23 protein-coding genes are annotated in these 24,848 nt (G+C 54.4%); 18 read left to right on the top strand and 5 right to left on the bottom strand.

Annotation, left to right across the window (positions count from 1 at the left end; genetic code table 11):
* Nucleotides 1–182 precede the first annotated feature (182 nt).
* Genes C7820_RS34030 through C7820_RS12085 form a run of 3 tightly spaced genes read left to right on the top strand, consistent with a single transcriptional unit; the run spans nucleotide 183 to nucleotide 2,249 of the window.
* Nucleotides 183–1,178 carry a tetratricopeptide repeat protein gene (locus C7820_RS34030; RefSeq protein WP_309545750.1) on the top strand — a complete coding sequence of 332 codons (996 nt, stop codon included), beginning with the start codon at nucleotides 183–185 and terminating at the stop codon, nucleotides 1,176–1,178.
* A 52-nt stretch (nucleotides 1,179–1,230) separates the two neighbouring features.
* Entirely contained in the window at nucleotides 1,231–1,668 is a 438-nt protein-coding gene (gene fosB / locus C7820_RS12090) for a metallothiol transferase FosB (RefSeq protein WP_116231132.1), read from the top strand.
* Nucleotides 1,665–2,249, top strand: coding sequence for a histidine phosphatase family protein (locus C7820_RS12085; protein WP_116231131.1), 585 nt, complete (start codon nucleotides 1,665–1,667; stop codon nucleotides 2,247–2,249). The genes fosB and C7820_RS12085 overlap by 4 nt, the downstream gene beginning before the upstream one ends.
* Before the next feature lie 27 nt (nucleotides 2,250–2,276).
* On the opposite strand, the gene C7820_RS12080 is transcribed toward C7820_RS12085, so the two are convergent.
* Nucleotides 2,277–2,609: a DUF3889 domain-containing protein gene (locus C7820_RS12080; protein WP_181909008.1), complete on the bottom strand. Its 333-nt coding sequence runs from the start codon at nucleotides 2,607–2,609 to the stop codon at nucleotides 2,277–2,279.
* A gap of 313 nt (nucleotides 2,610–2,922) precedes the next feature.
* Here C7820_RS12080 and pfkB point away from each other — a divergent pair, with 313 nt between their 5' ends.
* The 10 genes from pfkB (at nucleotide 2,923) to C7820_RS12030 (ending at nucleotide 15,218) form a co-directional block, all read left to right on the top strand.
* Complete coding sequence (gene pfkB, locus C7820_RS12075) at nucleotides 2,923–3,855, top strand: 1-phosphofructokinase (protein WP_116231129.1); 933 nt, start codon at nucleotides 2,923–2,925, stop codon at nucleotides 3,853–3,855.
* Nucleotides 3,856–4,015: 160 nt separating this feature from the next.
* On the top strand, nucleotides 4,016–4,675 hold the full coding sequence (locus C7820_RS12070) for an HAD family hydrolase (RefSeq protein WP_116231128.1): 660 nt from the start codon (nucleotides 4,016–4,018) through the stop codon (nucleotides 4,673–4,675).
* 235 nt (nucleotides 4,676–4,910) lie between these two features.
* Nucleotides 4,911–5,969: an ABC transporter substrate-binding protein gene (locus tag C7820_RS12065; RefSeq protein ID WP_116231127.1), complete on the top strand. Its 1,059-nt coding sequence runs from the start codon at nucleotides 4,911–4,913 to the stop codon at nucleotides 5,967–5,969.
* Between the two features lie 63 nt (nucleotides 5,970–6,032).
* The gene (locus C7820_RS12060; RefSeq protein ID WP_116231126.1) at nucleotides 6,033–6,956 is read left to right on the top strand and encodes an ABC transporter permease; all 924 of its coding nucleotides are present in this window, start codon (nucleotides 6,033–6,035) and stop codon (nucleotides 6,954–6,956) included.
* Entirely contained in the window at nucleotides 6,956–7,750 is a 795-nt protein-coding gene (locus C7820_RS12055; RefSeq protein WP_116231125.1) for an ABC transporter ATP-binding protein, read from the top strand. The genes C7820_RS12060 and C7820_RS12055 overlap by 1 nt, the downstream gene beginning before the upstream one ends.
* A gap of 359 nt (nucleotides 7,751–8,109) precedes the next feature.
* A complete protein-coding gene (locus C7820_RS12050) occupies nucleotides 8,110–10,887 on the top strand; it encodes a CHASE3 domain-containing protein (protein ID WP_116231750.1) in 2,778 nt (925 codons plus the stop codon).
* A gap of 133 nt (nucleotides 10,888–11,020) precedes the next feature.
* Nucleotides 11,021–12,094, top strand: a complete 1,074-nt coding sequence (locus C7820_RS12045) for a LacI family DNA-binding transcriptional regulator (protein ID WP_116231124.1) — start codon at nucleotides 11,021–11,023, stop codon at nucleotides 12,092–12,094.
* 49 nt (nucleotides 12,095–12,143) lie between these two features.
* Complete coding sequence (locus C7820_RS12040; protein WP_116231749.1) at nucleotides 12,144–13,307, top strand: Gfo/Idh/MocA family protein; 1,164 nt, start codon at nucleotides 12,144–12,146, stop codon at nucleotides 13,305–13,307.
* A 67-nt stretch (nucleotides 13,308–13,374) separates the two neighbouring features.
* Nucleotides 13,375–14,097 carry a ThuA domain-containing protein gene (locus C7820_RS12035; RefSeq protein ID WP_116231123.1) on the top strand — a complete coding sequence of 241 codons (723 nt, stop codon included), beginning with the start codon at nucleotides 13,375–13,377 and terminating at the stop codon, nucleotides 14,095–14,097.
* A gap of 14 nt (nucleotides 14,098–14,111) precedes the next feature.
* Nucleotides 14,112–15,218 carry a Gfo/Idh/MocA family protein gene (locus C7820_RS12030; RefSeq protein ID WP_076167738.1) on the top strand — a complete coding sequence of 369 codons (1,107 nt, stop codon included), beginning with the start codon at nucleotides 14,112–14,114 and terminating at the stop codon, nucleotides 15,216–15,218.
* A 76-nt stretch (nucleotides 15,219–15,294) separates the two neighbouring features.
* Here the strand turns inward: C7820_RS12030 and C7820_RS12025 are convergent, their stop codons facing one another.
* The 3 genes from C7820_RS12025 to C7820_RS12015 all read right to left on the bottom strand — a co-directional run bounded on the left by C7820_RS12025 (nucleotide 15,295) and on the right by C7820_RS12015 (nucleotide 18,441).
* On the bottom strand, nucleotides 15,295–17,448 hold the full coding sequence (locus tag C7820_RS12025; RefSeq protein WP_116231122.1) for a YhgE/Pip domain-containing protein: 2,154 nt from the start codon (nucleotides 17,446–17,448) through the stop codon (nucleotides 15,295–15,297).
* An 82-nt stretch (nucleotides 17,449–17,530) separates the two neighbouring features.
* Nucleotides 17,531–18,058: a YfiT family bacillithiol transferase gene (locus C7820_RS12020; RefSeq protein WP_116231121.1), complete on the bottom strand. Its 528-nt coding sequence runs from the start codon at nucleotides 18,056–18,058 to the stop codon at nucleotides 17,531–17,533.
* Nucleotides 18,059–18,180: 122 nt separating this feature from the next.
* Nucleotides 18,181–18,441, bottom strand: coding sequence for a YolD-like family protein (locus C7820_RS12015; RefSeq protein WP_181909007.1), 261 nt, complete (start codon nucleotides 18,439–18,441; stop codon nucleotides 18,181–18,183).
* Nucleotides 18,442–18,548: 107 nt separating this feature from the next.
* On the opposite strand from C7820_RS12015, the gene C7820_RS12010 reads away from it, so the two are divergent.
* Nucleotides 18,549–19,217, top strand: coding sequence for an HD domain-containing protein (locus C7820_RS12010; RefSeq protein ID WP_116231119.1), 669 nt, complete (start codon nucleotides 18,549–18,551; stop codon nucleotides 19,215–19,217).
* A 7-nt stretch (nucleotides 19,218–19,224) separates the two neighbouring features.
* Here C7820_RS12010 and C7820_RS12005 read toward each other — a convergent pair whose 3' ends face one another.
* Nucleotides 19,225–19,962 (bottom strand): polysaccharide deacetylase family protein, encoded by a 738-nt coding sequence (locus C7820_RS12005; RefSeq protein ID WP_089546638.1) that lies wholly within the window; start codon nucleotides 19,960–19,962, stop codon nucleotides 19,225–19,227.
* A gap of 172 nt (nucleotides 19,963–20,134) precedes the next feature.
* On the opposite strand from C7820_RS12005, the gene C7820_RS12000 reads away from it, so the two are divergent.
* From C7820_RS12000 to C7820_RS11985, 4 genes are all read left to right on the top strand, one after another.
* On the top strand, nucleotides 20,135–20,971 hold the full coding sequence (locus C7820_RS12000) for a sensor histidine kinase (RefSeq protein ID WP_116231748.1): 837 nt from the start codon (nucleotides 20,135–20,137) through the stop codon (nucleotides 20,969–20,971).
* Entirely contained in the window at nucleotides 20,968–21,645 is a 678-nt protein-coding gene (locus C7820_RS11995) for a response regulator (RefSeq protein WP_116231118.1), read from the top strand. Before C7820_RS12000 ends, C7820_RS11995 begins: the two co-directional genes overlap by 4 nt.
* Nucleotides 21,646–21,771: 126 nt before the next feature.
* A complete protein-coding gene (locus C7820_RS11990; protein ID WP_258875219.1) occupies nucleotides 21,772–23,565 on the top strand; it encodes a spore germination protein in 1,794 nt (597 codons plus the stop codon).
* Nucleotides 23,566–23,630: 65 nt separating this feature from the next.
* Nucleotides 23,631–24,848, top strand: a complete 1,218-nt coding sequence (locus tag C7820_RS11985; RefSeq protein WP_181909006.1) for a Ger(x)C family spore germination protein — start codon at nucleotides 23,631–23,633, stop codon at nucleotides 24,846–24,848.

The raw sequence follows: 24,848 nt of genomic DNA, 5'->3' as shown, positions 1-24,848 counted from the left end.
CCTATTTCCAACTCATGGATTTCAAGACAGAGTCTATATTACGGACAGGGAAGTTGAATGTCAAAGTAAATATTATATCATAACACAAATTTATGTATTTGTCAACGCTTATTTTTGGCGCTATATGCAATATGGCAATCCGGCGTTTTTTGCAAAAATTTCAACATGAAGGGGGCACAGCGGTGCGTGATGTACAGTACCCTGTCCTGCACACGGAGAGGCTGAGGTTGAGGCCGCTTGAGCCGGGGGACCGGGAAGACGTCTTTCGGCTGTTCTCCAACCCGGAAGTCACCCGGTTCATGGATATCGAGCCTTTGGTGAGCCTGGAGGAAGCGGACGAAATTATTGCGCTCACCCGCAGTTCCGGCTGCAGGTATGCCATATTTGACCGTGAGAACGATACGTTTATGGGCACCTGCGGATTCCACTGCTGGGTCAAGGACGGTGAAAGGGAAAGGGCGGAAATGGGCTATGATCTGTCTCCGGAGTATTGGGGCAGCGGTTATATGCCTGAGGCGCTCGAAGAATTGATGAAGGTCGGCTTTGAGGTGATGAAGCTGGATGAGATCGAAGCCCATGTGGAGACGGATAACCCTCGATCACAAAAGGTTCTTATGAGGCTCGGTTTTCGGGAAAACCACCTGCGGGACGGCCACTTGATCGTTTTCAGGGCCGGACGAGAGGATTTTGCCGGGCGCCGCACCTTCAGGAACGCCGTAACGCTCCGGCAGTCAGGGAATGCCGAGCAGTCCAGGGAAATTTGGCTTTCCCTGCTGGCAGAACAGCCTGAGCATCCGGTGATCTTGTATCAGACCGCATGGACTCACGACGTACTGGGCTTGGAGAAGGAAGCCGTGCCTTATTATGAAAAGGCGATTTCGCTCGGACTGCAAGGCGAAGAGCTGGCGGGGGCGATGCTTGGGCTCGGCAGTACATACCGTACGCTGGGACGATATGAGGACGCAAAGTCGCTGTTGAAGCAGGCGATGGAGAAGTTTCCCGAACGCAGGGAGTTTTCCGTTTTTTACGCCATGGCTCTGTACAATTTGGGGGAGCACGCCGCTGCAATGGAGGAGCTCCTCGGACAGCTTGCGGAAACCAGCGCGGACAGCGGGATCCAAGCGTACCGGAAGGCGATTGCCTTTTATGCCGATAAGCTGGATCAGGTGTGGGATTAGCATTGTTAACGGCCAGCTGTGTGGGACAAAAAGGCTGAATGCAGGAGGAATCATGAACATACAGGGTGTGAATCATATTTGTTTTTCCGTTTCGGATCTGGATCGGTCCATCGCTTTTTACAGGGACGTTCTGGGCGCCCAGCTGCTCGTGCAGGGCCGGAAGCTGGCTTACTTTGATCTTGCCGGCCTCTGGATTGCGCTGAATCAGGAGGATGCGGAGCGGGGGGATACACCATCGACTTATACGCATATTGCCTTTACGGTGAAAGATCAGGATTTCGAAGCCTGGCTGTCCCGGCTGCAGCGTTACGGCGTTCGCGTACTTGAGGGCAGGCAGCGGGATGAGCGGGACAAGCTCTCGGTATATTTCCTGGACCCGGACGGGCACCGGTTTGAGCTTCATACCGGCACGCTTGCGGATCGGCTCGCCTATTATCGGGAGACGAAGGGCCATATGAAGTTTTACGACAAGGAGGATGTTGGCGAATGACGACGATCGGATTTGTAAGGCACGGCATCACGGATTGGAACATTGAGCGCAGGGCGCAAGGCCAGACGGATATCCCTTTGAACGAAACCGGGCGGGCCCAGGCAAGAGCCTTGGCTGCCCGGCTGAAGAACGAGCGGTGGGACGCCGTCTATGCCAGCGATTTGTCGCGGGCGCGGGAAACCGCCGAAACGATTGCGGCCGCGCTGGGGCTCACCGTCCGGGTCGATCCGCGGCTGCGGGAAATCCACTGCGGTCAGATCGAAGGAACGATCGAGGAAGACCGGGTGCTTCGATGGGGTTATGATTGGGCTTCGCTGGATCTCGGGATCGAGCCCGACGACTCGATGATTGCCAGAGGAATGGATGCGGTCATGGACATTTGCGCCAGCCATCCTGAAGATCGCGTCCTCGTGGTGAGCCACGGGGCGCTGATCGGCACGCTGCTTCCTGTTCTGATTCCGCACACGGATACGTCCGAGCATCTGCATAACACATCCATCACCGTCATCCGAAAGATCGAGGAAAGCTGGGAATGCGGGCTTTTCAACTGCGTCAAGCATTTGGAGCAGCTGGCGATCTGAACGAGCCTGCCTGTTAAGGATCGGGTTTTAAGGCTGTGTGTCTCTGAACTTAATGGATATCAGTCTTTCGGTCACCGTGTTAAACCGGACGGTAGCCAGCACAGCTGCCGGCATGCCCTGCCGGCTCAGCAGCAGCTTGAACGTTTCTTCCGCTTCCGTCGGCGACAGATTGATGCGTCCGATATGCAGGTAATCCGTAATTTCCGAGTTGTATTTTTTCTGGGCTTCCTTCACAGCAATCAGGCCCCACTTGGCGTAGGGAGGATCAACGGAAGGGTCCGGCTCGGCAACGAGCAGCGAGAGAGACAGCGCGAGGGACAAGGCAATGGATTTGACGAATACGGCGGACATCCACTTCATAGCTCTATAGCCTCCTGAGTTTAAATCTGACCGTTCACGTGCAGCGAGAAGTGCCGGCATACATAGAATTCCCATGTTTTGCAGGTCTATGAGGAATGCGGCCATGGTTTATCCGCAATGAAATCGGCAGGTCGTGCTACATAGAGGAACCGTGCTCGTCGCTTCGGGCTCGTCCGGAAGCCTGCATTCGTCAACCCCAAGCAGGAACAAAGCTTTCCAAACATTGCAGCATGAAGGCAGATGGCACCACACGGCGGAGATACAGGCATCGGAGCTGCCTTGCGAAATCAAGCCATAGATGGGATGGGATCTTATGATAACGACCGTAACGATGAACGCAGCCATTGACAAAACATACTACTTGCCGGCATTTCCGCACGGGAAGGTATCCCGGGTCAGACAATATCTGGCAGCCCCCGGGGGGAAAGGCATTAATGTGGCGAAGGTCGCCGCGCAGCTCGGGGCGGAGGTTACCGCTTCGGGCATCGTCGGCGGCATGAACGGGGAAATCATCAAGAAGCAGCTCGATGATATGAGCATTGCACATCAATTTGTCGCCGTGGAAGGGGAGTCGAGACTATGCCTCAACATCATCGATGAAGAGACTGGGTCGTCGACAGAGCTTCTGGAGCCCGGTCCGGTGGTTGATAACCAGGCACTTGACGCGATGGAGCAGACGATAGCCGCTCTGGCACGCACATCGAAAGTCGTCTGCATCAGCGGCAGCCTGCCGGCCGGGGCCCCGGCCGATTATTACGTCCGTCTTGTCGGGTCCGCCAAAAAGGAAGGGGCGTACGTGATTCTTGACGCCAGCGGTGACGCGCTCCGATTCGGACTGCAGGCGAATCCGGATATGATCAAGCCCAATGAAGAAGAGGTTGCTGCTCTGCTTGGCACGGGCATCCGTGATGAACAGGAGCTGCTCCGGGCGATGGAAGACTTGCTCCGCGAATACCGGATGGAGCGCGTCTGCGTGTCGCTCGGGGGTGCCGGATCGCTGACCGTCACATCGCAGGGACGTTATCGTGCCGTGACTCCTCCGATTCAGGTGGTCAATACGGTAGGCTGCGGCGATTCCTTTGTGGCGGGCATGGCCGTGTCGCTGCTGAAGCAGCTCCCCGCCGAGGAGGGCATAGCTATGGCCGCTGCCGCAGGGACGGCGAACGCCTTATCGGCCATGGCCGGCAGCGTCGATCCGGACACCTTCCGCCGGCTGCTTGGCCAAGTGGAGATCAGCAGAATTTAAGCTACGAATGACAGCTTTATATTTGTGCACAGGCTGCGGTTCCTGAATCGCGGCCTGTTTGACTACATGGTGATATCAGGGAGGAATAGCCCTGCTGCAAGGCGAATCTATTAATGCGGCTTTACAGCCCATCGACTAAGATAAAGAAGGGGTGAACGGCTTGATTCAAGCATTGATTTTTGATTTTGACGGTCTCATCGTCGATACCGAAACGCCGGCCTATCACGCTTTCTGTGAGATTTACCGGGAGCATGGCACCGAACTGCCGCTGGAGACGTACGCGAAGTGCGTCGGCACCAATTTCGACGTATTTAATCCGTATACGTATTTGTCCGAGTGCCTGGGCAGGGAAGTGGATCCGGCCCTCGTCAAGGAACAGGTCAATGTCATCTACCGGGAACTGCTTAAGGATGTTGAAGTCAGACCGGGGGTTGTGGACTATTTGGCGGAGGCCAAGCGGCTCGGGCTGAAGATCGCGCTGGCATCAAGCTCTTATTACAACTGGATTGAGCCATATTTCAACAAATTCGAACTGGAATCTTACTTCGACGTTATTTGTACTGCGGACCTCGTGTCCAAGGTCAAACCGGATCCCGAGCTGTACCTGCTGGCATTGCGGAAGCTGGAGGTAACTCCGGATCAGGCTGTGTCTTTTGAGGATTCGCTTAACGGCTTTATTGCAGCCAAAGGAGCAGGCGTACATACGGTGATCGTGCCTAACTTGATGACCCAGACCTTCCCTTTTGAAGGCTATGACATGATGATTTCCAGCATGTCGGAGATGAAGCTGCAGGATCTTGTCCGGGAGCTGGAAGCGTAAGGCCGCAAAAGCCCGGAAAAACCTGTGCTTTTTTGCAACTTATTGATTGACGTATATTGGCAGTGCCCCTTATGATAATGAATAATCCAGTGGTTATTTAATTCTATGAAAAATATCCGGGCAGGCAGTTCATGCACCCGTGTGCTCCGCCTGATACGGTATTTTTCGCACTTATTTACTTTAATGCTTTCGTATATGACAGCGTTAAAGAAGAGAATCGGAAGGGGTTATGAACATGAAAAAGAGAAATTTGCTATTATCCGTCGTGATGTCCGCACTCCTCGTAACCATGGCGGCCGGCTGCGGAAACTCGGGCACCAAGTCCAGTGAAGCCGGGTCAGGTAGCGGAACCGGGACCGATGCAGGTAGCACAGACAAAAAGACCTACACCGTAGCCATTTCGCAAATCGTCGAGCATCCTTCCCTGGATGCCACGCGCGAGGGCTTCATCGCCGCATTGAAGGATGCGGGGATTACGGAAGGCGATAATCTGAAGATCGATTTCAACAACGCGCAGGGAGATCCGGCTAACAACCTTTCCATTGCCCAAAAGATCGCCTCCGGCAAAAATGATCTCGTGCTCGGCATTTCTACCGGCTCGGCGCAAGCGCTCGTTCAGCAGGTGAAAGATACGCCGGTGCTGTTCGCGGCGGTTACCGATCCGTTGGATGCCAAGATCGTCTCAAACCTGGATCAGCCAGGGGGCAACGTAACCGGGGGCTCGGACACAAATCCGGTAGCGGTTCAACGTCTGATGGACTTCATTGCTGAGAGCTTCCCGAACGTGAAGAACGTCGGCATTGTCATTAACGAAGGCGAGCCTAACGCGATCGTGATGGCCAAAAATGCCGAGGAAACGCTGAAAAAGCATAACATCAAGCTGGTGCGCGCGGCGGTAACTAACACATCGGAAGTGAAACAGGCCGCCGAGTCCTTGGTGGGACGGGTGGATGCGCTGTTCATTACACTGGACAATACCGTTGTTGACGGCGTCGATTCCATTATCCAGCTGGCGAACGAGAAGCACATTCCGTTCTTCTCCAGCGACCGGGATACGGTCGAGAAGGGCGCCTTCGCTACGGTCGGTTTTAAATACTACGACCATGGCTACCAGGTAGGCCAGATGGCGGTCGATATTTTGAAGAACGGCAAGAAGCCGGGCGACATGAAGGTATCGGTGCAGGAGAAACTGGACCTGATTCTGAACCTGAAGGCGGCTGAAGCGCAGGGAATCACAGTAACCGACGCCATGAAAGACAAAGTAACGGACAAAGAAAACGATATTATTCAGTAATCGAGCGATGGGGAGTGGCCGGAATCTTCGTCCACTCCCTTCGTCATAAGGGAGGCTGACACCATGCTGGATTCACTACTGGGAGCACTTGAGCTCGGGCTGCTGTACTCGCTGATGGCGCTCGGCGTATATATCACTTATCGCATTCTTGATTTTCCGGATCTGACGGTGGATGGCAGCTTCACCACCGGCGGCGGAATCGCCGCCGTGATGATTACCCACGGCTACAATCCGTGGCTGGCAAGCCTGGCGGCGTTCGGCGGCGGGCTTCTCGCGGGAATTTGTACCGGACTTCTCCATACCAAGGGGAAAATCAATGCACTGTTATCCGGTATTATCATGATGATTGCGCTGTATTCGATCAACATGCGGATTATGGGAAAACCGAACACGTCCCTGCTTGGGGAAAGCACCGTTTTTTCATCAGTGAACGCTTTCATTACGATGCCGATCGCGGTGATCCTGATTTTGCTCCTGCTGAATATGTTCCTGCGGACCGATTTGGGGCTTGCCTTACGCGCGACGGGAGATAACGCACGGATGATCCGCAGTTTCGGCGCCAATACAGACACGACGACGGTTCTCGGCGTCAGCCTGGCCAATGGACTGGTCGCCCTCTCCGGCGCACTGGTTGCCCAGGAGTCAGGATTTGCGGATATTTCCATGGGGATCGGCATGATCGTCATCGGGCTGGCTTCTGTCATTATCGGTGAGGCGATATTCGGAGCGACGAATGTGATCCATACGACCATTTCCGTCGTGCTCGGGGCGATCGTGTACCGGATCGTCGTGGCGCTCGCGCTCCGGGTGGAATGGCTCGATACGTCCGACCTGAAGCTCATCACGGCCATCATCGTGATCATCGCTTTGGTACTTCCAACCGCAAGGCGCGCTCTTCGACAGAAGCAGCTGGCCAAGCGCCGAACCGAAGAGCTGTCCAGCCAGCTGGGCAGCAGAACAAGCCGGACGGTCGGAGGTGATTTCTAATGCTGGAGCTGAGCAGAGTATCAAAGCTGTTTAATCCGGGCACGCCGGATGAGAAAATTGCGCTGCACAACATTTCGCTGAAGCTGAATCCCGGCGACTTCGTCACGGTGATCGGAAGTAACGGGGCGGGCAAGTCCACGCTGATGAACATCATTTCCGGCGTCATGAAGCCCGACGCAGGGGATGTGCGGATCGAGGGAGCGGTGATCAGCCAGCTGCCGGAATTCCGCCGGAGCCGCTGGATCGGCCGCGTATTTCAGGATCCGATGGCGGGCACCGCTCCTCACATGACGATCGAGGAAAACCTGGCGATGGCTTATACGAGAGGCAAGCAGAGAGGACTGGGGCTGAGCATCAAGTCCGGCCGGCGGGCGATGTTCAAGGAAGAGCTGTCCAAGCTCGGCATCGGCCTGGAAGGGCGGCTGCGGGCGAAGGTCGGATTGCTGTCCGGAGGAGAGCGTCAGGCACTCAGCTTGTTGATGGCCACATTCACCAAGCCGCAAATTTTGCTGCTGGATGAGCATACCGCGGCGCTGGACCCTGCAAGGGCAGAGCTGATCACGCGGCTCACCGACCGGATTGTCCGGGAGCTGAACCTGACGACCCTGATGGTCACGCACAATATGGAGCAGGCAATCCGGCTCGGCAACCGTTTGATCATGATGGACAAAGGCAGAATCATTCTGGATATCAACGAACAGCGAAAAAAGACGCTGACCGTCGAAGAGCTGCTGGCTGAATTCGAGCAAATCAGCGGACATAAGCTGTCCGACGACAGGGTTGTCCTGGGATAATATCTTGAAGAATGAAGGGAAGAAGGCCTTCGCGGTTAAAGCCGCGGAGGCTTTTTTTGCTGCAGCAGCGTGGGAAATCTGTTGAACTCGAGTAAGAGAATCATCGATTAGACGAAAATGGACACAGTTGTTATCCATACGTTTTCATACGAATATACAAAGGACTGCTTTGGCGGATCCACTGGAAACCACCTGCAGCGGGCTTCAGTGATGCGGCCCGTCAACGGTTCATCCTGCCTCGAAGAGAACTCTAGTTGTTGAAATTCGTTCCAACAAGTTCTAAAATACTTAATTGAATGAACTGGTCACTCTACAGTAATTAGAAGAAAGAGAACACCCGTTGGATGGAGGTTTCGATTTTGTTAGGAAAGATGAGGCTCAGCATTCGGTCCAAGATTATTCTTGGATATATTTTTGTGCTCGTGTGCGTCGTGGTGTTCCTGGGAGTGATTTCGAGCCGGGTTGCTTCGCTGCAGCGGGAAACCGATTTTATCAGCCAGCATGACATCGAGGTCCATGACCTGGCCCACAGCATTGAAAAGTCCTTGCTGGACATGGAGACAGGCCAGCGCGGATATATGATCACGGGAGACTCGAGCTATCTGGAGCCGTACACGGCGGCCAGCTCGAAATGGGAGAGCGAGTACAACCAGCTGTATCGTTTGCTGGCGGACAATCCTGAGCAGCAGAAAAATCTGGAGGACATCAAGGCCAATATCGACCGATGGATTGAGATCGCAGGCAAGCCGTCCATTGAGATGAAGCGCAGCGGTCAGGATGCTGAAGTTCGGACATTTTTCCAACGTGACCCGGGCAAGCCGGAAATGGATGCCATGCGGGAAAAATTAACGGCGTTTTTGGACAGGGAGAAAGGGCTGACGAGCGAGCGGGTGCAGACGCTTGAGGACAATAACCGCAGACTGATCACAATCATCTATCTTCTTTGGGTTGTGCTCGCGGCAGTTTCCATCTCAGCAGCCGTCCTGATCTCCAGAAATATCGTAACGACGATCAAGGAAGTTACGGGCACGATCCGTGACATCGCATCAGGCGGCAATTTGAACAAGCGCATCCATACCCGCACACGGGATGAAATCGCAGAACTCGGCAGTGCAACGAACGACCTGCTTCAGGAAGTGCAGCAGCAGAATGAAATGAAGGAACAGATTGCCGCCACCGCTACACTGCTTCAGAACGAAACGAGCCTGGCCAGTCTAAGCCGCGTGTTTGTCAATCGGCTCGCTTCCATTTTCCAGGTGCCCTATATCGTATTGTACGAAGCCAAGGAGGAGGAGGAGCTGGTGCGGCTCGCTTCCTATGCAGGAGAACACGAAGATGAGGCAGGCAAATCGGTCATCGCCTGGGGTCAGGGGCTTGTCGGTCAGTGTGCCGCCGATCAGAGCATGATCACGCTGGACCGGGTACCGAACAACTACATACACATCTCCTCGGGATTGGGGAGCGCCGTTCCGACCTATATTGCTGTTGCTCCGATCGTATTCGAGGGCAGGACGCTGGCTGTTATAGAGATTGCCGCGCTGGTGACGTTCAGCAAGCACCAATTGGACATGCTTCAGCAGCTCTTGGATACGGTTGGCGTCACGATGCACAGCGTGATCAACCGAGCGCAAATCCAGCGCTTGTATATGGAAGCCCAGACGATGAATGAAGAGCTTCAGGCCCAGTCTGAGGAACTGCAGGTGCAGACGGAGGAACTGCAGGTTCAGTCCGAAGAGCTGCAGATGCAAACCGACGAGCTACAAAGCTTGAATGACAAACTGGAATATCAGAAGGCGCAGGCGGAAGAAGCGGCGGCCGAGATGGAAAAATATGCGGAACAGGCGAAGCTTAGTTCCAATTATAAATCCGAGTTTTTGGCTAACATGTCGCACGAGTTACGCACTCCGCTGAACAGCATGCTTATTCTGTCCCAGATTTTGTCGGAGAACAAAAACGGAACGCTGCAGGAGGAAGAGGTCAATTACGCCAAGGTCATCCATTCCTCCGGTACGGACCTATTACGGCTGATCAACGATATTTTGGATTTGTCCAAGGTAGAATCGGGACAGATCCAGCTGGATATCAGTTCGATCAACGCGAGTGAGCTGCCGGAGATCATGTACCGCTACTTTGCCAAAACGGCCGAGGCCAAGTCGCTGGACTTCAAAGTGGAAATCGCGCCGAACGTAGGCGACGTCTTTTTCAGCGACGAGTTAAGACTCCATCAAATATTGCGGAACCTGTTGTCCAATGCGTTCAAGTTTACCGAACGCGGGGAAGTGTCTTTAAGCATATACAAGCTCGACTCGGTTTCGACCCCGCAGTTTTCCATGCCTTATGAGACATTGGCCTTCGCGGTTCGCGATACCGGAATCGGAATTACCGAGGAGCAGCAGCAGGTGATCTTCGAGGCCTTTAAACAGGCGGATGGAGCAACAGCGCGGAAATATGGCGGCACAGGACTCGGACTGTCCATCTCGCTTCAATTCGCCAAACTGCTGGGAGGAGAGCTGGTCGTGGAGAGCGAACCGGGGAAAGGAAGCACGTTCACGCTATACCTCCCATACCAGACCGAGTATGTCGATGAGTCGCCGATGCTTGTGATGCAAGCCGAGGCAGCGGCAGCCATCTCCGGTCCGTTAAGTACGGCTTCGGCGCAAGCAGCGCGTCCTGTGGGGAGTCGGATTTATGCGGAGGAGCCTGCCGCCGATCCGCCGGCCGCAGAGGATATGTTCCTGGAAGACTCGGCCTTGTTCGATGGGAAGAAAATCCTCGTTGTTGACGACGACATTCGAAACGTATATGCGCTGGCCAATGCCTTGGAGAGATATAATATGCAGGTGCTCACCGCACAAAACGGATACGAGTGCCTGGACTTGCTTCAGGCCGAACCGGATATCGATATGATTCTGATGGACATTATGATGCCGGAAATGGACGGTTACCAGACGATGCGGAATATCCGCCAGACGCTGGAGATGACCGATCTGCCGATTGTTGCGTTGACCGCCAAGGCGATGAAAGAGGATCGGGATAAGTGCTTGGCGGCCGGCGCGTCCGACTATTTGAGCAAGCCGCTGAACATCAATGAAGTGATTGCCAGAATTAAAGTTTGGCTGACGAGATCGGAAATATGATATAGTAATCGATTAAATAAAAAGCGACCCAGCGGGAAGTCTCCGGTTCGGTCGCTTTTTATTTGGTTAAACCGTCGAAATCGGAGCGTTTTTTGAAAAACTTGCCTTGACAATAGGATGGTTAGGTGAGAAAATGTACGCGCGTACATCATTCGGAAAAGGGGGAGTTGCCATCGCATCCCGCAAAGAGGTGGCCGAACTAGCCGGGGTATCGGAAGCGACCGTGTCGCGGGTGCTCAACGGAGTCGGCCCTATGAAAGAAGAAACGAGACAACGCGTCATGGAAGCTGCCAAGAAGCTGAATTACGTTCCCAGTGCACTGGCCCGTAACTTTGCGACCAGCCGCAGCGGCAACATTGGTGTCGTTCTTCCATATGTGCCGAAGGTGCATATGTTTTCGAGCTTTTTCTTCTCGGAAATTTTAAGCGGTATCGGCAGCAAAGCCCGAGAGCTGGGTCATGATATCCTGCTGCTGTTTCAGACGCCCGGCGAGTCCATGGATTATGTCCGCTGGTTTCATGCGCATAAAATCGATACATGCATCATCCTTGGGGCGAAGGATGATCCGGATGAACTGCTGGCCCTTCGCCGTCTCGCAGAGGAAGGACTGCCTTTCTGCCTGATCAATCAGCACTTTGAAGGCGAGCCCTTCAGTGAGGTCGATGCAGACCATGTACAGGGAAGCTATATGGCGGTCCGCCATCTGATCGAACAGGGATATCGCCGGATCGCGTTCATGAATGGGCCGCTGACCTACTCCAACAGCCGGGATCGCCTTCAAGGCTGCGAGAAAGCGCTGGCCGAGGCGGGTTTGGTGCTGGAGGAGGAACTGATTTTCCGCGGAAACTTCAGCCGCAGCAGCGGCATCACCGCTGCTTCCGAATTAATGAAGGTCATTGATCAGGTGGATGCCGTCTTTGCCGCAAACGACCGGATGGCCATCGGTTTGATGCAGGGTCTCCGGGACCATGGGCTGTCCGAAGAGCGTTTTCCGGCCATGTTCGGCTACGATAATTCGGATGCTTCACAGGTAACGACGCCTGAGCTGAGCAGCGTAAAGGTTCCTTTCTATGAAATGGGGGAAATTGCGGTCGCTGAAGTGCTGAAGCGGCTGGAGCAGGGAGCATCGGCTCCGGGTCAACCCTTTCGGATCATGCTTCCGACGGAGCTGGTCATTCGGGCATCGTCCCAGAATCTGCGGCTCTGATGAGCCAGAAAGTCCAATATACCAAAGAGATGGAGGAATTCGGATGGAAATGAAAGCGCTGCGAATTGGCATGGTAGGCTACAAATTTATGGGGAAGGCCCACAGCAATGCGTACCGGGCGCTGCCTATGTTTTTCCCGGAGGCGCCGATTCAGCCGCAGATGGCTGCGATTTGCGGCCGTGATGCCGATGCGGTTCAGCAGGCGGCCGGGCAGTACGGCTGGGCCGAAACGGAGACGGATTGGCGAAACCTGGTGGCGCGGGATGACATCGACCTGATCGACATCAACGCGCCGAGTGATGCGCATAAGGACATCGCGCTGGCTGCAGCCAAGGCAGGGAAGCATATTTTTTGCGAGAAGCCGCTGGCCCTGACGCTTGCCGACTCGCGTGAAATGCTGAAGGCTGCGGAGGAGGCGGGAGTGAAGCACATGGTCGGCTTCAACTACCGGTTCTCGCCTGCGGTCCGGCTGGCGAAAAGTCTGATCGAAAGCGGCCGGCTGGGACAGATCTATCATTTCCGCGCCTGGTTTCTGCAGGACTGGATTCTGGACCCTGCCTTCCCGTTAGTATGGCGGCTGCAGAAAGATATCGCGGGTTCGGGCTCTCACGGCGACCTTGGGGCCCATCTGATCGACTTGGCCCACTACCTCGTCGGCGATATTCAGGAAGTCATCGGCATGAGCGAAACGTTTATCAAGGAGAGACCGCTCGCAGAAAATATGACCGGACTCAGCGCCAAAGGCAGTCTGGGCGGACCGATGGGCAAAGTGACCGTCGATGATGCAACCCTGTTTATGGCCCGGTTCACAGGAGGCGCACTCGGTAGCTTTGAGGCGACCCGGTTTGCGGCGGGACACCGCAGCACGAACTCGTTCGAGATCAACGGCAGCAAAGGCAGTGTCAAGTTTGATTTTGAGCGGATGAACGAGCTGGAAGTGTACTTTACTGACGACCAGGAGGATGTGCAGGGCTTCCGCCGGGTGCTTGCGACCGACGCCGCTCATGCGTATTCGCATGCCTGGTGGCCGGCCGGACACACCATCGGCTTCGAACATACGTTTACGCATGAAATGCTGGAGCTGATGGAAGCGATTCACGAGGACAGACAGCCTTCCCCGAACTTCAACGACGGTGTGAAATGCCAGGCTGTGCTTGAGGCGGTGGAGCGTTCCGTAGAGGAGCGGCGCTGGGTGGAAATTTCGGAAATGTAGGCCAATCAGGCGAAGGTATTGAACAACGAATAGCGAGCATATCAAGCATAGACAAGGAGCGTGCCGCATGAAAAAAGCACTGATCGTATGGGGCGGATGGGATGGCCATGAGCCCAAGCAGGTGGCAGAGATTTTTAAAAATGTGCTGGAAGCCGAGCAGTTTGAAGTAGAAGTATCGGATACGCTGGAAGCGTTTGCCGACAAGGAGAAGCTCCTCGGTCTTGATCTGATCGTCCCTTGCTGGACGATGGGAGAAATCCGGAATGAGCTGGTGGGCAACGTGTCGGAGGCCGTGCAGAGCGGCGTGGGCCTTGCCGGCTGCCACGGCGGCATGTGCGACTCCTTCCGGACGCAGGTCGATTGGCAGTTCATGACTGGCGGTCAGTGGGTCGCCCACCCGGGGAATGACGGGGTTCGATACATGGTTAACGTGACAGACGAAGAGGAAGGCTCCCTGCTGCAAGGGATCGCGGACTTCGAGGTCGCGAGCGAGCAGTATTACCTGCATGTGGATCCGGCGGTGGAGGTTCACGCCACGACCCGCTTCCCGGTCGTTCATGGCCCGCATTCGGCCAACAAACCGGTTGACATGCCGGTAGTCTGGACGAAGTACTGGGGTGGCGGACGCGTCTTCTACAATTCGCTCGGGCACCATGCGGATATCGTCGACATGCCACAGGTGAAGGAAATGATGAGACGCGGCTTCGTATGGGCAGCCGAAGGCAAAGAAGCCGGCTCCGACTGGAAGCCGGAGACCGCATATAACGGCATGGCAGACAGCCAATATTAAGGGGAGGGTTATTCTTGGAGCAGATCAAAGTAGGCATTATCGGCTGCGGGAAAATCAGCAGCATTTATATGGAAAACTGCAAAAAATTCGATGTTCTGGATTTGGTAGCTTGCGCAGACATCGATAAGGAGCGTGCCGCAGAAAAAGCAGCCGAATTCGGCATACCCAGAGTGTATTCCCCTGAAGAGCTGCTCGCGGATCCCGAAATTCAAATCGTGATCAACCTGACGATCCCGGCTGCGCACGCGTCGGTCTGCCTGCAGGCTCTTGAGGCCGGCAAGCATGTATACGTTGAAAAGCCGCTGGCCGTCACCCGTGAAGATGGGCAGAAGGTGCTCCAGCTCGCCAAGGAAAAAGGCCTGCGCGTGGGCTGCGCGCCCGAAACGTTCTACGGCGCCGGAATTCAGACCTGCCTCAAAGTGATCCAGGATGGGCTGATCGGCCGTCCGGTCGCCGCGACGGCATTCATGCTCGGCGGCGGACACGAGACCTGGCATCCGGATCCCGAATTTTATTATCAGGCCGGTGGAGGACCGATGTTCGACATGGGGCCGTACTACCTGACCGCACTCGTGCAGCTGCTCGGTCCGATCAAGACCATCACGGGTATGACCGGCAAGGCGCTGGAAGAAAGAACGATCACCAGTTCCAAAAAATACGGTCAAAAAATACCGGTGGAAATCCCTACCCACGTCGCCGGGCTGATCCAGTTCGCCGAAGGTGCGATTGGAACGATCATCACCAGCTTTGACGTATTCGGCGGCAGCAATCTGCCAAACATCGAAATTTACGGCACAAAAGGAACGCTGCGCGTACCTGATCCGAACAACTTCGGCGGCAAGGTGCAGTACCGGATTGCCGGCGAAGCCGAGTGGAAGGAACAGCCGCTGCTGTTCGGCTACGCGGAGAATACCCGCGGTATCGCTGCAGCTGACATGGCTTACGCGCTGCAGAGTGGTCGTCCTCACCGGGCTTCCGGTGAGCTGGCGTACCATGTGTTGGAAGCGATGTGGGCGTTCCATGATGCTTCGGATGAGAAAAAGCATTACGAGATGCAAAGCACCTGCACGCCTCCTGCACCGATGCCTACCGGCCTTGCACCTTATACATTGGATCAATAATGAAACAGGCATGAATCATAAAGCCTCCCGTCAGCAGCCTGGACTGCTGGGGAGGCTTGTTTGGTTTATACCATGATCAATGGATAAGCTTGCTTTCCTTCGCCTTCTTGACGAGGCCTGCGGCAAGCTGGTTGATGATCCCTTTCAGCGCAAGACCAATCACGAGCGTGATTACGACATACACGCACATGATGAGCAGATCGCTGCGGACGACGCTCCATATCATGCCTCCCACCGCTTCGCGCATCATACTGATGCCGTAAGTGAACGGAAGGAACGGATGGATCGCCCGGAAGAAAGGCGGTGTCGTCTGGATCGGAAAGGTCCCGCCCGATCCGGCCAGCTGCAGCACCAGCAGAACGATGGCAAGCGCCTTGCCGACATTGCCGAACACGGAAACGAGCGTGTAGACGATCAGCATAAAGACAGCGCTGTTGACCAATCCGAATAAGATGAACCAGCCTTTGTCCACCACATAGGTTCCCAAGAGGAAGATATCGCCTGCCGTGACGAGGACCGATTGCAGCAGCGCCAGCGTCAGGAAGGTCAGGAACCGGCCGAAATAAATCTGGACGCTGTTATAATCCGTTCCGGCTGCAGGCGAATGCACTTCCGTCGTCACCAGGGATACGAGCAGCGTCGCTCCGACCCAGAGCGCCAGCGTTGAGAAGAAGGGGGACATGGCGGATCCGTAATTCGGTATCGGAAACAGCTGATTCTCCTTCAGCACGACAGGCTCGGCGAAAAACTGTCCTTCCTGCTGGAAGTTGTTTTTCAGCAGGTCGATGACTTCCTGCAAGTTTCCCTCCGATTCGAATTTGCGCATCCGGTCCGCCAGCTCCTTGACTTTGGCTTCCACGCCCGGAAGCTCCTTCTGGATGACGGAAATGCCCTGCGTGCCGATCGCCAATCCCTTGGAAGCGTCGGACAGCACCTTCTTGACGTCCGGCAGGCTCTGTACCGCAGAATCCATCACCTTCTTCGCTTCGGCTGCGGACTTGACCGCCTTCTGCAGCCCGCTTGCGATCGCCGGCTGAATTTCGCTGTCATACCGTCCGAGGATGTCCCCTAGTAGATCGGATACGTCGCCGGAGATGGTGTTCAGCTTATTCACCAGATCCATGGCCGGTTTCTCGCCTTTCTTTACCCCGCTGCGGATTTGATTGACAAGCGTCAGCTGAGACTGCATTTTGTCCCGGACCTGCTTCAGCTTGGAGCTGACGAAATCCAGTCGGCCGCCTGCGGTCTGGTTCAGCCGGTCGAACCAGCTGATCAGCGCTTCCTGCACTTCCAGGCCGGTAGTTAACCTGGAGGATATCCGGTCCAGCGCATCAAGCGCAGTCTGCGGATCGACGTCGGGATCCTTCAGCAGCGCGGTCAGCTGCTCCGTAGCCATGGAAGTCTGCTGCAGAAGCAGCAGATCCTGCTTTACGTTCGGCGCGATATCCTTGGCAGCCGTGGAAGCCTTGCCCATAAAATCGTCCAGACCAGCAGCCAACTGCTGCCCGTTCTTGGCCAGGTCGGTCACGATGGGCAGCGCCCCTTGAGCTTTGGATACCAGCTCGTTGGTCGTATGGATGTCCTGCGCCGCCGTGTTTACGGCTTGGTTGATTTCCGGGAAATTTTTCTCCAGCTCAAACACCAGCGAGCGGACCTTCTCAATGGTCGGCAGCTGATTTTGCAGCTCGATGCCAAGCTCGTTGAAAATTTTAAAAATCGTGCCGTTGGCGGTTTTGACGAAATTTTTGCTGACTTCCTGGATGATGCCGCTGGCTCCGGAAGACGTAATCTTCGGGGATACCGCATTGATCTTTTCGTTCACATAATACAAAATTTCGGCGTGGGTCGGGTTGTCCGACAGCACCGTGGCAATCGAGGCCGAAAAATTGTCCGGGATGATGATGCTCGCATAGTAATCCCCGTGCCGAACGCCTCGCATGGCGTCCGCCTCGGAGACGAACCTCCAGCCCAGCTTATGATTGTCCTTCAGCGAGGCGACGACCTCCTTGCCGAGATTCAGCGACTGTCCCTTCATCGTCGTCCCTTTGTCGTTGTTCGCGACGGCAATCGCAATATCGCCGGTATTGCCGTAGGGATCCCAGGATGCCTTGATGTTGAACCAGGCGTACAGGGAAGGAAGCATAACAAGACCGGCGATGATGACGAGCGCGGCCCAGTTCGTGACAATGTTTTTCACATCTCTGCCGTAGATGGACAAGATTTTACTCATGAGAACACCTGCCTCAATCATACCATTTTGGTTAGTATTTCATTTGAGGAAGGGCGTCATACCGAAGAACCTGAATCCCGCCTTACCAGCCCATTCGTTCTTTGAGGGTTGTGATGTGCGCAAGATGGTGGTTGCCATGCCAGGCATAAGTGCATAGATGCTCGTTCAAATTGGTTTCTCCGCTCGCGGGATGGGTGTAAGTTCTGAGCCACTGGTCACCGCTCAAGCTTTCCAGAACAAGCACAAAACGGACATGCAGCGCCTCCAGCAGGTCCAGGGAAATCTCCGGATCAGGCAGCGCGGAATCCGCAAGTTCAGCCCATAATTGCTCCTCATAAGGTTTTATCACCGGATTATCCTCGGTTAAAGCAAGTTTAAGCCGAATCAGGCTGTTCATGTGGCTGTCTCCGACATGGTGCACGACTTGACGGACGGTCCAGCCGCCCGGCCGATAAGGCGTGTCCAGCTGCTCCTTGGATAATCCGCTGACAGCTTGACGCAGCTTCAAAGGCAGGTTGCGGATTTCGCCGATCAATGCTGTCCGCTCATCCTCGTTCAGATCTTTCTTCGTTTCACAAAGCCCGATAGGATATTTCAGATCATCGGTCATAGCTAATTCCTCCGTTTGCTCAGTAATATGTATAAGGGAAACCGTTGTATTCCAATATGATATAAGCCGGTTTCCCTTGTAACCTTTTCGCTAAGGACTCCTGTCGTTCCTTCAAGCCGGCTTTATGTATGCGCAGAAGTGATCTCGCTGAATTTGATCCACAGCCATTCGTCTTCAGCTCTGAACTTGATCTCTTCCAGATAGGTGTTGATCACGGTGACGAAGCCCCGGATTTCTTGTTCGGGTCCGGCACCGGCAAGGTGCAGGGTTACTTTCAGGTGACGGCGGAGGGATTCCTCCAACAAGCGGCTGGTCTGTGTCCAAGCAGCCTCTTTCATGGTAGAATTGAAACTCGCCGACGGTTCACAGGTTCGGTTGATCATCATTTCACCTCATTTATTAAAAGAGCTATGCATTGTATTATAGGCGAATATATGTTCGGATTCAACCGCGATTGTTCAGAAAAATAAAGCTGCTAGGAGGAAAGCATATGGTGACAAGCCAAATGATTATGGAAGCAAGGGAATACGTGAAGGATCGTTTAAAGTCTGAGCCGTCCGGCCACGACTGGTGGCATATTTACCGGGTGGCGGAGTGGGCGAAGAGGCTGGCGGATCAGGAAGGGGCCGACCCGGTCGTCTGCGAGCTGGCAGCCCTTTTTCATGACCTGGCCGACGAGAAAATCGTGTCTTCGAAAGAGGAGGGCATGGCAGCTATTTCCTCTTGGCTCACGGACCATGGAGCGGATGCCGCGCTCGTGGATCATGTACTGGAGATCATCGGGACAATGTCTTATGGCGGCGGAGGCAGCAGGCCCATGTCGACTTTGGAGGGGCGGGTCGTTCAGGACGCAGACCGTCTGGACGCCATCGGAGCGATCGGCATTGCCCGCACGTTTGCCTTTGGCGGATCACGGGGAAGACTCATGTATGACCCTGACGAGCCGCCTCGGACTAGCATGACCCAGGAGGAATACCGCAGCCGGCAGGGGACGACGGTGAACCATTTTTACGAGAAGCTGCTGAAGCTGAAAGATCTGATGAGTACGCCGGCGGCACAGCGGGAGGCTGCTGCCCGCCACGCATTTATGGAGCAGTTTCTTGCGCAATTCCAACGTGAATGGCCCGGGGAGGAAGCGCCAAAAAAGGGGCGCTTGTAAACGCCCCTCAAGGAATGTTGTACTCTACCAGCTCCGATACGGTAACGAAGCGATATCCGCGCTTTTGCAGTTCAGGCAGGATTTGTTTTAACGCGTCGACGGTTTGGGACTTGCCCTCCACGTGGTCGTGCATCAGGACGATGTCGCCGTTGCGCGCGTTGTTCAGCACCTTGTTCACGATCTTGGCGACGCCCGGCCGGTTCCAGTCCCAGGTGTCCTGATGCCAGGACCACATGACGACGAGATAACCCTCCTTCTTGCAAATTTGGATCATACGGTCGTTATAATATCCTCCGGGAGGGCGAAACAGGTAGGTTTTTTTACCGGTAACCTGGTATATGGCTTCCTGGGTTTCCCGCAGCTCCCGCACGATGACCTCCGGTGAGCTCCGGCGGTTAAAATACATATGGTCGAAGGTGTGGTTGGCAAGCTCATGGCCTTCGGCCACCTGCCGCTTGGCCAGCTCCGGGTGCTCCTGAACCTGTTTGCCGACGACAAAAAACGTTGCCTTTGCGTGATACTGCTTCAGCAGGTCGAGAATCTGCGGCGTATCCTCAGGATCCGGCCCGTCATCGAAGGTCAGTGCTATAATCTTTTCCCGGTTCGGAATCTCCCAGATGACGTCTCCCCTTTGTTCATAGTACTCTCTGCCTTGGTTTACGGGAGAAGCCCCCGCCGCCGGAGCAGCCGTCACCGAAATCGTCAAAAGCAGCATGGATAGCGTTGCATAAAGCCGTGTGCGCATAAGGTCCTCCCGGTTGTTCGTTGTCGATGCTTCCATCCAAACGTCCAAACAAAGACAAGTTCGCTTCGTAGTATGTGACACGAACCGTTCTAACATACGCCGGGCGGGCCGTGATACAATAGAGACAAGTCTGAATATGCCGGGAGTGCCCGGGGAAGGTGCGGATCAAGGCATGTCCTATAAACAAATCAAGTGGATGATATTGATTATTCCAACACTGGCTGTAGGGATATGGGAATATGCGAGGCATGCGTTTCTGATGCCCTATATATCGATGAAGGTGGGTAATTTTCTTACGCCGGTGTTTCTGTTCTTTATCAGCATGACCCTGCTTAGCATGCTGTTCCGGAGGCTGGAACAGGTGCAGGAGGAGCTGAACCGGGAGCGGGCGGAAAAAGCAGCCCTGGAAGAACGGGATCTGCTTGCAAGAGAACTGCACGACGGCATCGCGCAGTCTCTGTTTCTGCTGTCGGTCAAGATGGACCGGGCGGAGTCGCGCGGCCGGGGAGCCCGGGAATCGGCGGACTTCCAGGAGCTGCGCAAATCGGTTCATGAGGTGAACCGGTACGTGCGGCAGGCGATCGCCAATCTTCGCTATCCGGAATCGCCGGAGGAGGGCGAATATCAGGCTTCGATGCGTTCAAGGATTGAACTTACAGCCAAGGAGACGCTGATCCAGCCATGGATCGAATGGTCCATTCCGGATGCGGCTTTGAGCGCCAAGGAAAAAGTAGAGCTTCTGGCCTGCATCCGGGAAGCGCTGCTGAACATTCACAAGCATGCCCATGCCACCAAGGTGACGATCAAAGGCACGCTGGACGGCCGGGGCTGGACGGTTTTCGTCGATGACAACGGGCGGGGGATTCATACGGACCCTTTTCATTTGAAGGACCGATACGGCCTTCGGATCATGAAGGAGCGCGCCGAGGAGCTTGGCTGGAAAATGCTGATTCTGCCGATGCAGCGGGGCAGCCGGGTGGAGATCAGAAAGGAGGCCCATAACCATTGAATACGTTCAGAGTGCTGGTTGCCGATGACTCCGCTCATGCGCGCGAAGCGGTGACCGAAATCCTGTCGGCTGACCCGGCGTTTGAAGTGGTCGGCATGGCCCACAGCGGCGAGGAAGCCGTAAGTATGACCGAGTTATTGATGCCCGACCTGATCCTGATGGACATCCAAATGCAGGGCATTGGCGGGTTGGAGGCGACAAGGCAGATCAAGCTGCAGTATCCTTACGTCAAAATCGTTATGATTACGGTGTCGGATGATGTGACGCATTTGTTCGAGGCGTTAAAGCAGGGAGCGCAGGGCTATCTGCTCAAAAATTTATCCCCGTCGACATGGCTTGAGTATTTACGGGGGATCATGAGCGACGAAGCGCCGCTCAGCCGGGAACTTGCCACGCAAATTTTAAGGGAATTTCCGCTTGCCCCCAAGAGTCCGGAGCATCATGAGACGCTTACCGCGCGGGAGCGCGAAATTTTAAATTGGGTGGCTTCAGGGCTCACCAACAAGGAAATTGCCGCCGAGCTCAAGATTTCTGACCAGACGGTTAAAAACCATCTGAAAAACATACTGCAGAAGCTTCATTTGGAGAACCGGGTTCAGCTGACGCGTTATGCCTTGGAGAAAGGCTTAGTAAGCCGGCGGCAGGGATTGTTCCAGAAACTGAAAAAAGAGTAGTTGCCATTTTTAAGCAGCGCAGGGGTGTACCCTGCGTTTTTTTGTGCTTGCATGGAGACCGATTTGGATGAAATTACCCTGACTTGGAAAGTATAAGCATCATAAATGGACAAGGTGGAGACCCGGATGGTTGGCAAAAAGAAATCCCGCAATGCTTCAACACAACAGCAGCCTTCAAACCGGGCTGGGAAGAACGGCTCACCGTATCAGGAATCCGTGGGGACGGATCCGGCAGAGCTGCACCCGGACAGGCTGTCCTCTGATTTAAAAAGCAATCTGGATCGTTTGAAAAGGGACATGGGAGAAAGCGGTGATATAGTCATCCGTGAAATCCTTGCCCGGAACTTCGGCAGGAAAGTTGCTTTTGTATATGTTGACGGTCTGGTAGACCCGACATCGGTTTCGGAGTTTGCGATTGAAACCGTCTTGAATGAAATCAAGCAGTTCGCATCGGAAGCACAGCTTGTAGAAGCATGGGAATTGGAGCAGGATGCGGGGGAAGGACGAAAAGAAGGCGAAGCCCGATACGAGGCCGAAGACGAGCTCGGAGAAGATTCTCATGGAGGGTATAGAGGCATAACGTCAGAAGAAGACAGGAAATTTTTGCAGCAGTTCAAGGAAAAGGCGCTGGCCGCCGGTGAGATTTACCAGATCTCTGATTGGAGCAAGCTGTACCTGCATCTGCTGTCCGGAGATACGCTGCTTTTTATCGATCGGATTGGCAGTGCGGTTATCGCCAGCACCAAAGGCGGAGAACGGCGGAGCGTCACTGAGCCGGAGTCGCAGACAGTGATCCGAGGCCCGCGCGAAGGCTTTACGGAATCGCTTCGAACGAACACGGCGCTGCTCAGAAGGAAAATCAAAAGTCCCAATCTGTGGCTGGAAGAAATGCAGCTGGGGAGAGTGACGCAAACCGACGTAGGCATCATGTATATTCACGGCATCGTGGACGAAAAAAATGTGGACGAGGTCCGGAAACGTCTCTCGGTCATTGATATCGACGGCGTCCTGGAGTCGGGGTATATTGAGGAGCTTCTCGAAAATACGAATAAGACGATTTTTCCAACCATCTATCACAGCGAACGTCCTGACGTGATCGCCGCAAGCCTGCTGGAAGGCCGGATAGCGATCCTAGTTGACGGAACCCCGTTTGTTCTGCTGCTTCCTTCCACCTTTAATATGTTCTTTCAGGCGGCGGAAGACTATTACAACCGGTTTGATGTGGGGAGTTTAATTCGGTTTCTGCGATACTTCTCGTTTCTCATCGGCCTGCTGCTGCCTTCCTTTTATGTGGCCATCATCGGATTTCACCAAGAGATGATTCCGACTTCCTGGCTGCTGAAGCTTGCAGTGCAGCGGGAGGGGGTTCCTTTTCCCGCCTTTGTCGAGGCCTTTATCATGGAAACGGTTTTTGAAATTTTGCGGGAAGCCGGCGTGCGGATGCCCCGGTCCGTCGGGAACACCATTTCGATCGTGGGGGGCCTGGTACTGGGGCAGGCCGCAGTCGAAGCCGGGATAGTCTCCCCGGTCGTCGTTATCGTCGTATCGCTGACGGCCATTGCGAGTTTCGTGTCCCCGGCCTATAACATCGGGATTGCCGCACGGATGCTCCGTTTTGCCATGCTGATTGCGGCATCGATGTTTGGTATCTACGGGATTGCCTGTATGCTGCTGATCCTTGTTCTGCATCTTTGCAGCCTTAAGTCTCTGAATGTTCCTTATATGGCTCCGTATGCGCCGATGATCTATCCGGATATGAAAGATTCAATGCTGCGCATGCCTCAGGATTATATGAAGAAGAGACCTAAGCTGATCAGCAGGAATAACCCGGTCCGGTTCCGGGAAGGCGCGATGGGCAATCAGCAAGCGGACCGGGATGAGAATGAGCCGCATCAAACACAGGATCCGAGCGAAGTGTAACCGGATATGATGTGAAACGTCAAAAACTGTATTCGAGATTGGCCATGAAGGGAGAGAGCGCTGATATGTTTCAACGGATCTGCTATATCACTATATGTCTGGTGCTCTTGCTGTCCCTGTCAGGCTGCTGGGATATTAAGTTTCTGGACCAGCTCTCCATCGTTTTGGGCATTGGACTGGACGAAGATCCCGACAATCCGGATAACATTCTCCTGACTCTGCAGGTGGTGGTGCCCAGTCAGGCTTCAGAGAGCAGTCCGGGCGGAGGCGGTGGAACCAGCGGCATCCCGGTGACGAAATATATCGGAAGGGGAAAAACTATGCTGGACGCATTGCAGAATATGGACAACGTCGCGCCGCGCCGCTTTTATTTCGCCCACAACCAAATGATGATTATCGGTGAAGACTTGGCGAAAAAAGGGGTTTTTGATTTATTCGATTTGATTGACCGGGACCCGGAAATCCGGATCGATTTTTCTATGCTTGTCGCGAAACACGGGACAGCGGCCCAAGTATTGGAAACTTTGACGAACATGGAGAAATTGCCGGTGAAGCAAATGTACAAAACGCTAGAAAGCTACAATAAGCGGGCTAGCGCAGCCTATCCCGTCAGTATGAAGGATTTTATTCTCACATTGGACAATCCCATGGCAATGGCCGTCACCGGCAGCGTTGAGTTTGTCGGTGATCCTGAAAAGGCGGGAACGAAGGAAAATGTAGAGAAGATTTCACCTGACGGCTATTTGCGAATCGGAAATATGGCTGTGTTCAAAAACGGAAAGCTGGTGGGTTATTTAAACCAAAGCGAATCCAAGGGGCTTGCCATCATCAAAAATAAAGTGCAGCGGCTTGTCGTGCCGATTCCCGTTGAGGACGGAAAGGTACATGTCGCGATCCTTCACAGCAAGGCCTCGGTGAAAGCCCGGTTCAGCCGGGGCAAGCCTGAAGTCGTCATCCATATCAAGCAGAAGGCGAATGTGTTTGATGTGAACAGTCACAAAGTCAAGGTGGATAAAAAGGAAACGATCAGCTGGCTGGAAAAAGAAGCCGAACAGCAGGTTATCAAGATGGTGGACGGCACCATTTCGACCCTTCAGCATGAACTGGACAGTGATGCTCTGGGATATGGGAACCTGGTATATAAGGCCAGCCCGTCATACTGGAAAGCCAATAAGAAAAAATGGGACACGCTGTTCCCCGAAATCCGGACGGTCGTAAGTGCCGATGTGGAGATCTATTCGATGGGAGTCCGCAATCAATCCTATCTGCAAAATATGAAGTGA

The organism is Paenibacillus sp. VMFN-D1, from assembly GCF_003386155.1.
In the GTDB taxonomy this organism is placed as follows: domain Bacteria; phylum Bacillota; class Bacilli; order Paenibacillales; family Paenibacillaceae; genus Paenibacillus_AQ; species Paenibacillus_AQ favisporus.
Note: the sequence above shows the minus strand (reverse complement) of the source record. Positions and strands in the feature narration are given on the sequence as shown.